The sequence below is a fragment of the Microbacterium alcoholitolerans genome, from assembly GCF_050408615.1.
GTDB lineage: Bacteria > Actinomycetota > Actinomycetes > Actinomycetales > Microbacteriaceae > Microbacterium.
Genome location: NZ_JBNTKD010000001.1, coordinates 1707988 through 1721148, shown reverse-complemented (window position 1 = coordinate 1721148; position 13161 = coordinate 1707988). Strand labels below are relative to the sequence as shown.

The window sequence follows — 13161 nt, the reverse complement described above, 5'->3', positions numbered from 1 at the left end:
CCCGATGCGCGGCTGAAGCTCAGCCCTGGCGGCGGACCATCTCGGCGATCCAGGCCGGGGCGAAGGGCGACGTGCAGTTCGGCGGCGTGGGGTAGTCGGCCAGCACCTGCAGGCGGTTGCCGATCTCGAGCGCGCGCTCGCGCAGCGCCGGATGATGGATGCCGATGTACGCGAGCGTCTCATTCATGGCCCACTGCTCCCGGGCGGGAGCGGCGACGAGCTCGCGCTCGATGCGGTCGAGCAGCGCGTCCAGATCGAGCCCTTCGGGCTTCTTGATCACCCGCGCCGAGGTGAGTGACCATCCGGCCGCTCTGGCATCGGCATCCGCATCATCGAACCAGCGGAGCCTCAGCTCTTCGGCGTGTGGCGACTTCTTGGCGATGTAGTTCACCAGCCAGTCGTGCGCCTTGGCAGAGCGCGTGCTGCGCAGCATCCGATCCACCTCATCGCTGGAGAGCTCGCGCGGCTTCGCGACGAGCAGCGCGAGCAGCTGACCGGCCACGTCGTCCGTCTCCCACAGCTCCCGCGCGAAGTCGGTGTCCATCCCGATCCGCTTCGCGACGGCGCGCATCTTCGACAGATTGACGCCGTGCGCATCGCCGTGCCGCTCGTTCACGGCGCGGGCTCTCGGGTCTTCCAGCGCGGCGAGTTCGGCGAGCGCATCCGCAGTCGTCAGGGTGGCCATGCACCCAGCGTAGGCCGCATCACCCTGGTGCAGGTCGGTGGCCTTTGGCATCATCGGTAGCACTGGAGCGGTGACCTCCACCGCGGGAGGGACGATGATGTCCGACCAGATCTTCACCTACATCGCGCTCGGGCTGTACTTTGCGGGCATGCTGTTCATCGGGTACATCGCGTTCAGACGCACCGATGATCACGAGGACTACATGCTCGGCGGGCGCAATCTGCCGCCGTGGGTCGCGGCACTCAGCGCCGGAGCATCCGACATGTCCGGCTGGCTGGTGATGGGCCTGCCCGGCGCGATCTTCCTGACCGGCCTGATCGAGGCGTGGATCGCCATCGGCCTGACCATCGGCGCCTACCTCAACTGGCTGCTGGTCGCCCCGCGGCTGCGTGCCTACACCGAGGTCTCGCGCAACTCGATCACCGTCCCGAGCTTCTTCGAGAACCGCTTGCGCGACAACACGCGGCTGCTGCGCATCCTCTCGGGCGTCGTCATCCTGGTGTTCTTCACGCTGTACATCTCGGCCGGCATGGTCGCCGCCGGCGTGTTCTTCGAGGGCTCGTTCGGTGGGAACTACCTGTTCGGGATGCTGCTGATCGGTGCCATCACCCTGCTGTACACCCTGTTCGGGGGCTTCCTGGGGGCATCCCTGACCGATGTCGTGCAGGGGCTGATGATGGTGATCGCGCTGATCGTCGTCCCGGTGGCGGCGGTCATCGCGATCGGCGGTCTCGGCAACACGGCCGACCTCATCGCCGCGAACGCCGGTTCCGACCACCTGTCATGGTTCGGCGGCACGGCGATCACCGGAGCGACGATCCTCGCGATCATCTCGTCGCTCGCGTGGGGGCTCGGCTACTTCGGGCAGCCGCACATCGTGGTCCGCTTCATGGCGCTGCGCTCGCCGCAGGAGGCGAAGTCCGCCCGTCGCATCGGCATCTCCTGGATGATCCTGTCGCTCGCCGGCGCTGTGATCTCGGGTCTGGTCGGCATCGCCTACATGGCCGCCAACGGCATCGACCTCGCCGACCCCGAGACCGTGGTTCTCGTCATGGCGCAGACGCTGCTGCATCCCTTCGTCGCCGGACTCGTGCTGGCGGCGGTGCTCGCGGCGATCATGAGCACGGTCTCCAGTCAGCTGATCGTGTCGTCGTCGGCGCTGGTCGAGGACCTGTTCAAGGTGTTCCGCAAGGACACGCCACGGCCGAAGACGCTGGTGATGATGGGACGGCTGACCGTGCTGGTGGTGGCGATCATCGCGATGCTGCTGGCGATCACGCCGAACGACAGCATCCTCGGACTCGTGTCGTTCGCGTGGGCCGGCTTCGGCGCGGCGTTCGGTCCGATCATCCTGCTCAGCCTGTTCTGGCGACGACTGACGAACTGGGGTGCGCTCGCTGGCATGTTCGTGGGCGCTGCGACCGTCTTCATCTGGAAGGCGCTCGAGACCGGACTCTACGAGCTGCTGCCGGCGTTCGTGCTCGCGACGATCGTGACGGTCGTGGTCAGCCTGCTCACCTACCGCCGCAACGACGAGATCGAGAAGGAGTTCAGCGACACCGGCACGATGCTCACCGTGCCGCGTCCGCACGCGGTCGGCGACACCCCCTGACCGATGTGACGGTGCGCCGCAGGGGCATCAGGCCCGGGGCGGCGCCGTCGACGCGCGCACGATGAGATCCGGATGCACGTCTCCGACAGCATCCGAGAGATCAGCGCCCTCGAGCTGCGAGATGAGGCGCAGTGCAGCGGCGCGTCCCATCTCCTCGAACGGCTGGCGAACCGTGGTCAGGGCGGGGGAGGCGAAGCCGGCGAGGGCGATGTCGTCGACGCTCACCACCGAGATGTCGTCGGGAACGCTGCGACCCGCCTCGTGCAGCGCGCGCATCAGGCCGAACGCCATCTCATCGCTCGACACGAACACGGCCGTCGCCTCGGGGATGGCTGCGATGGTGCGCCCGGCGCGGTAGCCGGACTCCGGCGTCCAGTCGCCGGGGATCAGCGGCGGAGGAGTGATGCCTCGCTCGGTGAGCACCTGCTCCCACGCCTCGCGACGCTGAAGCGTCTCGAGCCAGTAGTCATCGCCCGGCACGTGCCACACCGTCTTGTGCCCGAGATCCAGCAGATGCTCGACGGCGAGGCGGGCGATGGCGTGCTGGTCGACGATGAGGGGCGCATCGGCGTCTATCGACGTGCGCTCCGTGCGGGTGGAGGGCGTGCGCTCGGAGCGCAGGCGCATCGCCGGGCTGACGAGCTCGACGGGCACACCGAGGATGATGCCCTCGGCTCCCTGTCGTTCGAGACGGTCGAAGGCCTCGACGAAGGCATCCGTCGATGCGTGATCGGCGACGGCGGCGGTGGTCACGGTGTAGCGGTGCTCGGCTGCCGCCTGCTGGATGCCCACACCGAGCGCTGCGGTGGAGTAGCGGTCGGTCGAGACGACGATCACACCGAGGATGCGCGTTCGGCCGGACGCGAGCGATGCGGCCGCGGCGTGCACGCGATAGCCGAGCTCTTCCACGGCGGCGAGCACACGGCGGGCGGTCTCGGGGCGGACATTCTGCTGCCCCGACACGACCCGGGAGACGGTCTGCGTCGACACGCCGGCCAATCGGGCTACGTCGACCTGGTTCGGCGTCCGGTCGGCTGACGGGTGACGTGGTGACATGTGCCAATGTTAGCGACAGGGAGCGATTGGCCCGCAAGGCCAGTGGATGACAGAATGAGAGCGCAAACATCGTCATTGGCGAACATCGTCATCAAGGGAGATTCATGTCCACCTCCGCAGCCGCCTCACTCGCCTGGCGCGACGGCGAGATCCTTCGCGACGGCGAGCCGCATCGCATCCTGTCCGGCGCCGTGCATTACTTCCGCGTGCACCCGGATCAGTGGGAGGACCGCCTGCGCCGCCTCGCCGCGATGGGCGCGAACACGGTGGACACCTACATCGCCTGGAATTTCCACGAGCGCGCCGAGGGCGAGTACGACTTCTCCGGCTGGCGCGACGTCGCCCGCTTCATCCGCATCGCGGGAGAGGTGGGTCTCGACGTGTTCGTGCGCCCCAGCCCGTACATCTGCGCGGAATGGTCGAACGGTGGCATCCCGTTCTGGCTCTCCGGACGCACCCGAGCCATTCGCACGGTCGACGCCGGCTTCCTCGCCGCGGTGGATGCCTGGTACGACCAGCTCATCCCGCAGCTCGTCCCGCTGCAGGCGGCGAACGGCGGACCGATCCGGCTCATCCAGGTCGAGAACGAGTACGGCTCCTACGGCAGCGACGCCGGATACATGGCGTACCTGCGCGACGCGCTGACCTCGCGCGGCATGGTCGAGCTGCTCACCACGGCCGACGGCACGACCGCCGACATGGTGCACAACGGCAGCACTCCCGGCGCCATGGGCACCTTCACGTTCGGCACCGGCGTGCCTGCCGCCGTGGCGCTGCGCCGCGAGGGCGAGCACCTGATGTGCAGCGAGCTGTGGGGCGGATGGTTCGACCACTGGGGCGAGCAGCACCATGTGCGCTCGGCCGCGAGCATGATCGGCACGGTCGACGAGCTGCTCGCCGCGGGCGGATCGGTCAGCCTCTACATGGCGCACGGCGGAACGAACTTCGGCCTGTGGGCCGGAGCCAACCACGACGGGATCATCCAGCCGACCATCACCAGCTACGACTCCGACGCGCCCATCGGCGAGGACGGCACGCTGAACGACAAGTTCCACGCGCTTCGCGCCTCATTCGCCCCGTTCCACGACGGTGAGCTGCCGGCGATCCCGGATGCCCCGCGCTGCCAGGCCGCGGCATCCGCCCCGCTCATCGCGCGGGCATCGCTGCTGGATGCCGTGCGCGCCGCCGCCCTCACCGCGCCGTCGCCGGTTCCGCTCACGTTCGAAGAGCTCGGCGCCGAGGACGGGCTTGTCGCCTACGAGTCGGAGATCACCTTCCCGGAGTCGGCGACCATCAGCATCCGGGGGCTGCGCGACCGCGCGATCCTCTACATCGACGACGTCCGTCTCGGTGTGCTCGAGCACGACGGCGAGCACACGCTCGCCCTGCCGGCCGAAGGCGGCGCCGGGCGCCTGACGATCATCGTCGAGAGCCTCGGACGCATCAACTACGGGCCGCTCACGGGCGAAGCCAAGGGCATCCTGCAGGGCGTCGTCATCAACAACCGGCGCTACGTGCACGGCTGGGAGCACCGCGTGCTCGGCGATGCGGTTCCCTCTGGGGTTGCGGCGGGTGTCGGTGCGGCGGGTGTCGCGGATGTCGCGGGTGTCGCGGGTGTCGCGGTGGCGACGTTCGACGTCGCGGATGTCGCGGATGCCTGGCTAGCGCTGCCCGGCGCGGGGAAGGGCATGGTCTGGCTGAACGGCTTCCTGCTCGGACGCCACTGGGAGCGCGGCCCGCAGGAGACCCTCTACGCGCCGGCGCCGCTGTGGCGCGAGGGTGCCAACGAGGTCGTCGTGCTCGACACGGATCGCCTCGGCGCCACCGTCGAGATCCGTGAGGAGCCGGTCTTCGGCCCCGTCGAGGAGTTCATCGGCAGCTGACCCTGGCGGTCGCGCGGGTTTCGCCGCGTGGGTTTCGCCGCGTGGGTTTCGCCGCGTCTGTCGCATCTGGCTCCCCGTCACCGTGTCGGGGAGCCAGATGTCTGTCATGAGGTGCTCATAACGTGTATTTGGCTCCTCGGCAGCGTTCGGTCCGAGCCTGCGCGCGTTATCTCGCCGCGCTGCGGGTCTCGCCGAGCGATGGGTCTCGCCGAGCGCGCCGTTTCGCCGCGCGGGGACGCGCTGGGAGCCAAATGCCGGCTATGAGGTGCTCATAACGCGCATTTGGCTCCTTTCGGCGTCGAATCCCGGGATGCGCCGTCCCCGGCATCCGGCAAGCGGCATCCGGCATCCGCGCACTCCCCGTACCCGAACGCGAAGAAGCGCCTCCCAGGACAGCGGCAGGCGCGGGCGAACAGGCGCAGCAGGCGCGGCGTCAGCCCTTCACGGCGCCGGCGGCCAGGCCGCTGCGCCAGTAGCGCTGCAGCGTGAAGAACAGGATGATCAGCGGCACGACACCCAGCAGTGCGCCGAGCATGACTGCGCCCTTCTCGGGGGCGAAGTAGCTCATCATGCCGTACAGGCCGAGGGTGACCGGCTTGAGTTCGGGGCTCGAGATCATCATCAGCGGCAGCAGGAAGTTGTTCCACGTCGCGACGAAGATGAACAGGAAGATCGTCACCATCGCCGGGCTCAGCAGACGCAGCACGATCGTGAAGAAGATGCGCACCTCGCCGGCGCCGTCGATGCGCGCGGCCTCGAGCAGCTCGGTCGGCACGGACGACTCCGCGTAGACCATGCCGAGGAACACGCCGAACGGCGAGACAGCCGACGGGATGATGATCGCCCACATCGTGTTCGTGAGGCCCAGCGCGTGGAACTCCATGTACAGCGGCACCGTCAGCAGTGCGACTGGCAGCAGGAGCCCTGCCATGATCACGGCGACCGCGATCTTCTTGCCCGGGAAGGCGAACTTCGAGATCGCGTAGCCGGCCATCACAGCGAACAGCGTGCCGATGACTCCGGCCGCCGTCGAGTACAGCACCGAGTTGCCGACCCAGCGCCAGAAGTTGCCCTGGGTCCAGTTCATCAGGCTGTCGTAGTTGGCGGGGAGGTTCCAGTCGGCGAACCAGAAGCCGAAGGTGTTCGTGAGATCGGCGTTGCTCTTGGTCGACGCGACGATGACCCAGAACACGGGCACGAGGAAGTAGAGCAGCGCGACGATGAGCGCGATGATGCCGAACGTCCGCGCGACGGGTCCGGGTGCGATGGAGCGCGGAGGCAGATCTGCGGATGCTGCGATGCGGCGCTTCTTCACGCCGGCGGTGATCACGGTGGTGGCGCTCATGTCAGTTCGCCTTTCTGCGCTGTGCGAACGCGTACACGACGGCGAGCAGGCCGGCGATGACGGCCAGCAGCAGCGAGTACGCCGAGGCGGGGCCGCTGCCTGACGGCGAGAGCTCGCCCATCATCGAGTTGTAGGTGAGCATCATCGGCGTGTAGTCCAGGCCCATCCACGAGTTGGCGCCCTCCATGATGACCGGTTCGTTGAAGAGCTGGATCGTGCCGATGATCGACAGCAGCACCGCCAGCAGCGCCGCGCCGCGCACCATGGGCACCTTGATGCGCATGGATATCTGGAACCCGTTGGCGCCGTCGATGCGGGCGGCCTCATAGAGCTCGCGGGGGATGGACTGAAGAGCCGCGAGGAAGATCAGCATGTTGTACCCGGTGTAGGTCCAGGTGGTCATGTTGGCCATCGAGGCCAGGATCGTGCCCGGGGCCATGAAGTCGGTGCCGGCGGGCAGGAACGGGATGAACGGCGAGACCTCGGGCGTGTACAGGTAGAGCCAGATCATCGCGGCGATCACGCCGGGGATGGCGAACGGCAGGAAGAACGACAGGCGGAAGAACGCCGGGCGCCGCACGAGGAACGAGTCCAGCAGCAGAGCCAGCGCGAGCGCGGCGATGATCATCACCGGGATCTGGAATGCGCCGTAGAGCACGACACGCCCCATGCCGATCCAGAACGCCTCGTTGGTGGCCGCCGCGGCGAGGTTGTCGAATCCGACGAACGTGTCCACGAGCTCTCCGCCGCCGAACAGGCCGCCTCCGGCCGGCTTCTGCGCGAAGAACGCGGCTCGCACCGAGATGACGATCGGCACGAGGAAGACCAGGATGAACAGCGCCGCGAACGGCGCCATGAACAGCCATCCCGTGCGTGCCTCCTGCCGTGCGCGGAAACCTCTTCGCGCACGGGAGCGTCGGCTGATGGACTCAGTGCTCACGGTGTGATGCCGCCTTTCGAATGGATCAGGCGAGGGCTGCCGCGATGCGGTGGCCCCCGCCTGATCTGCGTGCTGTGGGTCGGGTTACTCGGCGACCGGCAGGCCGAGGTCCGTCAGCGCCTTGACCGCCGTGGTCTGAGCCGTGGCGAAGATGTCGGCGACCTTCTTCTCGCCGGCGGTGACGCCGGCGGCGGTCTCGGTCATTGCCGACAGCGTGGAGAAGCCGGGTGCGTAGGGGAAGTCCGGGTTCATGTTCGCGGTCGCGGTGGCGAGCTCGGCGAGCACGTCCTGGCCGCCGAACTGGCGCAGCATCTTCTCGCTGCTCTTCGGGGCGCCGTTGGCCGCGACCACGAGGCCCTGCGATGCGAGGTCGTCGATCTGGGTGTTGAACCAGTCGTTGAACTTCATGGCCTCGGCCGCATTCTCGCAGCCCTTCAGGACTGCGACGCCCGAGCCGCCGTCAGGACCGGTCATCTCGCCGGCGCCGAAGTCGGGGAGCTGCGCGACGCGCCACTGGCCCTCGGCCTCGGTGCCGTCGAGCGAGTCGAGCAGGAAGCCCGCCTCCCATGCCGCGCCGACGTGGCCGATCAGGCTGCCGTCATTGAGGGCGATGGTGAACGGCTCGCCCCAGCGGTCGGCCTTCAGCGTCAGGTCGTTGTCGAGCAGGTTCTGCCAGAAGGCGGCGACCTTCTGCGAACCGGGGCCCTCGGCGTCGACGATCCACTCCTCGCCCTCGGTCGAGAACCAGGTGTCGCCGGCGGCAGCCGACTGCGCGGCGAGCCAGTGCGTGGCCTCGTCAGCGGTGAAGGCGGTGACGTACTTGCCCTGTGCTGCGGCGGTGGCCGAGTCGGCAGCCAGGTCCTCGATGGTGGCCGGGACGTCGAGGCCGAGCTGCTCGAATGCGTCGGCGTTGTAGAAGTACACCAGCGGACCGACGTCCTGGGGAAGGCCGACGATGACGTCGCCGACGCGCATGCCCGCGAAGGCGCCGGCCGAGTAGTTGGACTCGTACTTCTCTGCCTCGGTCGTGACGTCCTCGAGCAGGCCCTTCACGAAGAGCTGCGGCGCCTCGGAGTAGCCGACCTGCGCGAGGCACGGCGCGTTTCCGGCCTTCACATCGGTCTCCAGCTTGAGGACCATGTCCGTGGCGGCGCCGTCGAACTTGGTCGTCTTGACCTGGATGTCGGGGTTCGCCTCGTTCCAGCGCTCCGCGATCTCGGCGACGGTGGCCATGTCGGTGCCGTTGTCGAGGCGGTGCATGTATTCGATCGTGACCGGCTCGCCGCTGGTCGGTGCGTCGCCGGCGTCGCTGCTGCAGGCAGCCAGACCGAAGGCGGACAGTGCGCCGACGCTGACGACAGCGGCGGTGCGGATGATGCGTGAGGTGGGTGCCATTTTGCTGTGCTCTCCGATGAGTGCGAAAGGGTGAGGTCGGATGCCGTGCCCGGTTCGCGGGTACTGCTCCGTGTGTCATTAAACAACAGAATGTTTGCGCTGCCAAACCGGATGCCGCCGGATTTATGCGTGTAGCAGATGCGCCTGGATAGCGCTCTCATTCCCGCTGCCTCGCCTGCCGCCGGTGTGCGGGGGTTCGTCTCGTCCACAGATCTGAGGCGGATCCGGCGGAAGGATAGGGAACTCTTCCGATGCCCGCTGGGTGCCTCAGCGAGGAGTGTGGATCTCGTCGAAGAAGGAGATCCCATGTACGAGCACCCCTACCTCACCCACCTCGTGAGTCAGGTCGATCTCGAGCGTCAGGTCGTGATGATCGAGCGGGCGCGAGCCGCGCGGGAGCACCCCGAGCGGCTCGTCCCTCGCCGCAGCTGGATGGATCGGATGCTGCACCGCACGCGCACCGCCAGGCCGGACGCGGCCGTGCGCGAGACATCCGCTGCATCCGCCACCGCGGGCCGGATGGCGACGGACGTCGCGTGAGCGCATCGCATCGCGTTCCCGATGTCGGCGGTCAGTGGCACGATGAATTCATGTCCGTCATCGCACCGACCGCCGGCATGGTGGGACGCGACGTCGAATCGGCTCGACTCGACGCCGCACTGCAGCGCGCCAGCGGGGGTGACTCCGGCGCGGTGCTCGTCGCAGGCGAGGCTGGCATCGGCAAGAGCCGGTTGCTGCGCGAGTTCCGAGAGCGCGCGGATGCCACGGCCGATGTCTTCACAGGCTGGTGCCTCGACTACGGCGCCACCCCATCGCCCTATGGCCCGCTGCCGGCGATCCTGCGGGGAATGCTCCAGAGCCTCGCCGACCCGACCGCCGAATCGGCCGGCCCCGCGCGCGGAGCGCTGCGACTGCTGCTGCCGGAGCTCGGCGGGGAACGCCTCGAACACGACGAGACCTCGCCCGAAGCGCTGCGCGAGGCCATCGTCTCGCTGTTCGAGGCGGCGGCATCCGCTCGCCCCGTGGTCGTCCTCATCGAGGACCTGCACTGGGCGGATGACGCGAGCCTGGCGATGCTGTCGTTTCTGCTGCGCGCTATCGACGATGCGCGCGTGCTCTTCGTCATCACCTGTCGCGTCGACGAGGTCCGCCGAGGCGCGGCGGTGCGGTCGTTCCTCGTCGAGGCCGAGCGAGCGCGGCTGATCGAGCGGATCACGCTGCAGCGGCTCGGCGATGTCGAGGTCCGCGAGCTGATGGAGTCGCTCACGGGGCCCGTCGATGATGCCGTGTTCGAACGTGTGCAGGAGCGCGCCGAAGGAGTTCCCTTCTTCATCGAAGAGCTCTCCTGCAACGCCCTCGGCCCCATACCCGAGACGCTGCGCGAAGTGCTGCTGGCTCGCTACGACTCGCTGAGCGCAGATGCGCAGAAGATCGTTCGCACGGCCTCCGGCTCGGACGCCCCGATCGACCACGAGCTGCTCGTCCGGCTGGTGGATCTGCCGGACGATCGGCTCGATGATGGCGTCCGAGAGGCCGCGAACGTCGCCATCCTCGCGGTGCGCTCCGACGACACCTACGGCTTCCGGCACGCGCTGCTGCGCGAGGCGGTGCACGACGATCTGCTGCCGGGCGAGCGTGCACGGCTGCATCGCGCCTACGCTGAGGCGCTCGAGGAGCGCGCGTCGGCATGCATCGGATGCCAGGAGTCGGCGCTCGCCTACCACTGGAGTCAGGCGCATGACCCCCGCCGTGCGCTGACGGCGGCGATCGTCGCCATGCACCGCTCGCGGAGCAGCTTCGCGTTCTCGACAGCGGCACGCTACGGCGAACTCGCGCTCGAGCTGTGGGATCAGGTTCCCGATGCCGAGGAGGCTGCCGGGGTCGATCATGTCGCCCTGCTCGCCAGGCTGGGCTCGATCCTGCGCAATGCCGGCGATGCCGAGCGGGCGCTGATGGTCGTCAACATGGCCCTGGATGAGGTCGACCGTGACAGCGTCGATCCGGCCGTGCTGGCGCGGCTGCTGCGCGACCGGAGCATGTACCTGACCGCGCTGGGCAAGCCGAATCAGATTGAGACGCTGCAGCAGGCGCTCGCCGTGTACGAGGAGGGCGGCGTCGATGAGCCACGGCTGCACGCCGTGCTGCTCACACTGCTCGCGGCGCGATACATGATCGCCGGCCGGCTGGACGACGCGGTCCGCACCGCCGATGAGGTGTATCGGGTCGCCGAGGCGGCCGGAGATGATGCGTACATCTCGATCGCGGCGAACATCCGCGGCAACAGCCGGATGCACCTGGGCGAGGTCGAGGCGGGACTCGCCGACTACCGACTCGCCTGGTCGCACGCGAGGAACATGGACGCGCAGCTGAAGTACCGCGTCAACTACTCTGATGCGCTCTACAACCTGGGCCGCTACCGTGCGGCGATCGAGGTGGCCGAGGGCGGCGTCGAAGATGCCAGGCGCCTCGGCATCGAGCGCACCAGCGGTTCGGTGCTCACGCAGAACCGTGCAGAGCCGCTGCTGGAGCTCGGGCAGATCGGACGCGCCGAGCAGCTGCTCGCGAAGGATCTCACCTATCGAACCCACCGTGTGTTCCGCGCGTATACGACGACCACGCGCATCCGCGCTCTCGCGTGGCGCGGTCGACTCGACGAGGCCGTTGCGCTGCTCGACGAGTGGCGCCCCCGCATGCATCAGATCGCCGAGGTCGAGCGGCAGGTGCGGTACTCGCTGTGGCGCACCGAGATCGTCGTGTGCCTGAATCGAGGAGATGCACGCGGAGCGGCGAAGGTTCTGAACCAGATGCTCGATGACACCGGCCCCGACCTCGGACAGAAGACCCGAGTGCTGCTTGACGGCGGCTGGGTCGTCAGCATGCTGCGCGCCAACGGCGAGGAATCGGATGCCACGGTGTTGGCCGACCGTGTGCGGACGGCGTGGGATCGGATGCCCGCCGGTCTGCACCCCGACGGATGGGATGCGCTGCTGACGGCGTTGCTGGATTCAGCCCCCGCCGCACTGCGGGCGGGCATCGAGAGCGCAGACCGGGACGACATGCCCGTGGTGTTCCAGGTGCTCCTGCGCTGCGAGCTGGCCCGGGTGCTGGTGGTCGGCGGTGATCGTGCGGGTCGCACTGAGGCATCCGCTCTGCTAGCGGAGGCCGCCGCTCGCGCAGCCGAATATGAGCACGTCGGCCTGCAGCGCGACGTGGCTGAACTCGCCGCCGCCGCGGGTGTGGGGCCGCAGGCGGCCGAAGGGTTCGCGACGCTGACAGCGCGCGAGACGCAGGTGTTCGAGCTGATCTCCGAGGGGCTCAGCAACAGGCAGATCGGCGAGCGGCTCTTCATCAGCGTGAAGACCGTCAGTGTTCACGTCTCGGCGGTGCTGCGCAAGCTGGGTGTCGCGACCCGCAACGAGGCTGCAGCGCGCTACCGCACTCAGGTCGAGCCCGTCGCCGGCTGACGCGGCACCATTGATGTGCTGCGCTGGCGCGGCCGGCCGGGGCGCCGGGTGCGAGCAGGCGGTCAGAGACCCGCAGCATCCACTCCGACGCGCCGTTCCAGATCGGCGAGCACACGCGGAACATCTGCCGCGAGGCTGGGCCGGCCGAGGTGGTAGCCCTGGGCGTAATCGACGCCCAGCTCATGCGCGGCCGCGAGCTGCTCGTCGTCTTCGACCCCCTCGACGAGCGAGCGCGCGCCGACGTCCTGTGTCGCGGCGAGGATGCTGTCGATGCGGGCTCCTCCTCTGACGGGCTCCGAGAGCGATCCCCAGAACAGCGTCCGGTCGATCTTCACGATGTCGGGGCGCAGCTCGCGGATGCGCGCCTCGTTGGCGAAGTCAGCTCCGGCATCATCGATGAGCAGGAACCCGCCGATCCGGTCGACCTGCTCACGCACGGCGACGCAGTCCTCGGGCGGGGAGCCCTCGAACAGCTCGAGGCCCCACGAGCGCTCACCGTGCTGCAGCAGTTCGACGAGGTGGGGGTCGGTCATGGTGCGTCCCGAGACGTTCAGCGTCACGAACGCCGAGCGCGGCAGCGCGGATGCTGCGTCCACGGCGGCCTCGATGAGCTGCAGCTCCAGTTGCTCGCGGTTTCCGGCCAGCTCAGCGGCGCGCAGGTGCTCCAGCGGTGAGACGCCGTCATCGAAGCGTGCGAGGGCCTCGAAGCCGACGACCCGCATCCGTCGCAGGTCGACGACGGGTTGGAAGTGCGCAGTGGCGCCGACAGGCTGCGTCATCG

General features: G+C 68.4%; 10 protein-coding genes. 4 read left to right on the top strand and 6 right to left on the bottom strand.

The genetic code is table 11. The features are described 5' to 3' along the window. Window positions 1-19: 19 nt before the first annotated feature. On the bottom strand, window positions 20-685 hold the full coding sequence (locus tag ACQUSX_RS08215; RefSeq protein ID WP_428906455.1) for a DNA alkylation repair protein: 666 nt from the start codon (window positions 683-685) through the stop codon (window positions 20-22). A gap of 97 nt (window positions 686-782) precedes the next feature. On the opposite strand from ACQUSX_RS08215, the gene putP reads away from it, so the two are divergent. Beyond that, the gene (gene putP / locus ACQUSX_RS08210) at window positions 783-2297 is read left to right on the top strand and encodes a sodium/proline symporter PutP (protein WP_428906454.1); all 1515 of its coding nucleotides are present in this window, start codon (window positions 783-785) and stop codon (window positions 2295-2297) included. 27 nt (window positions 2298-2324) lie between these two features. Here putP and ACQUSX_RS08205 read toward each other — a convergent pair whose 3' ends face one another. Further along, complete coding sequence (locus ACQUSX_RS08205; RefSeq protein ID WP_428906453.1) at window positions 2325-3353, bottom strand: LacI family DNA-binding transcriptional regulator; 1029 nt, start codon at window positions 3351-3353, stop codon at window positions 2325-2327. Between the two features lie 104 nt (window positions 3354-3457). On the opposite strand from ACQUSX_RS08205, the gene ACQUSX_RS08200 reads away from it, so the two are divergent. After that, window positions 3458-5236 carry a glycoside hydrolase family 35 protein gene (locus ACQUSX_RS08200; protein WP_428906452.1) on the top strand — a complete coding sequence of 593 codons (1779 nt, stop codon included), beginning with the start codon at window positions 3458-3460 and terminating at the stop codon, window positions 5234-5236. A 433-nt stretch (window positions 5237-5669) separates the two neighbouring features. Here the strand turns inward: ACQUSX_RS08200 and ACQUSX_RS08195 are convergent, their stop codons facing one another. The 3 genes from ACQUSX_RS08195 to ACQUSX_RS08185 all read right to left on the bottom strand — a co-directional run bounded on the left by ACQUSX_RS08195 (window position 5670) and on the right by ACQUSX_RS08185 (window position 8916). Next, complete coding sequence (locus tag ACQUSX_RS08195) at window positions 5670-6581, bottom strand: carbohydrate ABC transporter permease (protein ID WP_428906451.1); 912 nt, start codon at window positions 6579-6581, stop codon at window positions 5670-5672. A gap of 1 nt (window position 6582) precedes the next feature. Continuing rightward, entirely contained in the window at window positions 6583-7521 is a 939-nt protein-coding gene (locus tag ACQUSX_RS08190; RefSeq protein WP_428906450.1) for a carbohydrate ABC transporter permease, read from the bottom strand. A gap of 84 nt (window positions 7522-7605) precedes the next feature. Continuing rightward, on the bottom strand, window positions 7606-8916 hold the full coding sequence (locus ACQUSX_RS08185) for an ABC transporter substrate-binding protein (protein WP_428906449.1): 1311 nt from the start codon (window positions 8914-8916) through the stop codon (window positions 7606-7608). Window positions 8917-9222: 306 nt separating this feature from the next. Between ACQUSX_RS08185 and ACQUSX_RS08180 the strand changes: the two genes are divergently transcribed. Together ACQUSX_RS08180 and ACQUSX_RS08175 are read left to right on the top strand one after the other, a co-directional pair. Further along, entirely contained in the window at window positions 9223-9456 is a 234-nt protein-coding gene (locus tag ACQUSX_RS08180) for a hypothetical protein (protein WP_428906448.1), read from the top strand. A gap of 50 nt (window positions 9457-9506) precedes the next feature. After that, window positions 9507-12380, top strand: coding sequence for a helix-turn-helix transcriptional regulator (locus ACQUSX_RS08175; protein ID WP_428906447.1), 2874 nt, complete (start codon window positions 9507-9509; stop codon window positions 12378-12380). 62 nt (window positions 12381-12442) lie between these two features. Here the strand turns inward: ACQUSX_RS08175 and ACQUSX_RS08170 are convergent, their stop codons facing one another. After that, window positions 12443-13159 carry an EAL domain-containing protein gene (locus ACQUSX_RS08170; protein ID WP_428906446.1) on the bottom strand — a complete coding sequence of 239 codons (717 nt, stop codon included), beginning with the start codon at window positions 13157-13159 and terminating at the stop codon, window positions 12443-12445. Window positions 13160-13161: the final 2 nt, after the last annotated feature.

What these genes read in the sequence shown, in the direction of transcription:
- ACQUSX_RS08215 (WP_428906455.1), bottom strand. Translation starts at nt 685, where the DNA reads ATGGCCACCCTGACGACTGCGGATGCGCTCGCCGAACTCGCCGCGCTG.
- ACQUSX_RS08205 (WP_428906453.1), bottom strand. Translation starts at nt 3,353, where the DNA reads ATGTCACCACGTCACCCGTCAGCCGACCGGACGCCGAACCAGGTCGAC.
- ACQUSX_RS08170 (WP_428906446.1), bottom strand. Translation starts at nt 13,159, where the DNA reads ATGACGCAGCCTGTCGGCGCCACTGCGCACTTCCAACCCGTCGTCGAC.
- ACQUSX_RS08200 (WP_428906452.1), top strand. Translation starts at nt 3,458, where the DNA reads ATGTCCACCTCCGCAGCCGCCTCACTCGCCTGGCGCGACGGCGAGATC.
- ACQUSX_RS08185 (WP_428906449.1), bottom strand. Translation starts at nt 8,916, where the DNA reads ATGGCACCCACCTCACGCATCATCCGCACCGCCGCTGTCGTCAGCGTC.
- ACQUSX_RS08195 (WP_428906451.1), bottom strand. Translation starts at nt 6,581, where the DNA reads ATGAGCGCCACCACCGTGATCACCGCCGGCGTGAAGAAGCGCCGCATC.
- ACQUSX_RS08175 (WP_428906447.1), top strand. Translation starts at nt 9,507, where the DNA reads ATGTCCGTCATCGCACCGACCGCCGGCATGGTGGGACGCGACGTCGAA.
- putP (WP_428906454.1), top strand. Translation starts at nt 783, where the DNA reads ATGTCCGACCAGATCTTCACCTACATCGCGCTCGGGCTGTACTTTGCG.
- ACQUSX_RS08180 (WP_428906448.1), top strand. Translation starts at nt 9,223, where the DNA reads ATGTACGAGCACCCCTACCTCACCCACCTCGTGAGTCAGGTCGATCTC.